Genomic DNA, 564 nt, shown 5'->3' with positions numbered 1-564 from the left:
TGAAATAAGCCAAAAATTAAATATTGATGCTAATATAGTATTGGGTGTTTGATATGAAGACTGTTGAAGTAATAGTTGAGAATGCTGGGAATAATGTTAAACCTTGAGGCTTGCCTAAAAGAGATTTTATACTCTTAATATTAAAAATGGTCTGAAGTACTTTCCATGATCTTCTTTTTTCGCTATAACAAAAACAAGGCGGTTATGCTCTATTTTGCCAACATGAAGATAGCACAGGCATTTCATCCGTTGCTGTCTTCTTTTGAGGTCATATTGCGTAACCAGCTGCATTATGCGCTGGCACGCCATTTCTCCGACGGAAATTGGATTATCAACCAGAAGTCTGGGTTCATGGTTGCTTCTTCCCTGACATATACAAACAAGCGGACAAAGAAAAAAGTTACCAATGACTATATCTTAAAGGATTTTGTACAAAATGTGGGTGATCCCCCCTGCTGAGGAAAAGTTTGATTTTATTAACCTTTAAACAAGAATAAAAAAACGTATGAGAACATTCATCCTTCTGCTGCTCATGCAGCTCGTATCACTGCCTTTCAGTTATGC

1 protein-coding gene is annotated in these 564 nt (G+C 36.9%); it reads left to right on the top strand.

What is annotated here, in order from left to right; genetic code table 11:
* Nucleotides 1-204: 204 nt before the first annotated feature.
* Nucleotides 205-459 carry a hypothetical protein gene (locus BACCOPRO_RS16900; RefSeq protein ID WP_246497781.1) on the top strand — a complete coding sequence of 85 codons (255 nt, stop codon included), beginning with the start codon at nucleotides 205-207 and terminating at the stop codon, nucleotides 457-459.
* Nucleotides 460-564: the final 105 nt, after the last annotated feature.

This window comes from Phocaeicola coprophilus DSM 18228 = JCM 13818, assembly GCF_000157915.1.
Lineage (GTDB): Bacteria > Bacteroidota > Bacteroidia > Bacteroidales > Bacteroidaceae > Phocaeicola > Phocaeicola coprophilus.
This window is presented reverse-complemented; position numbering and strand designations above follow the sequence as displayed.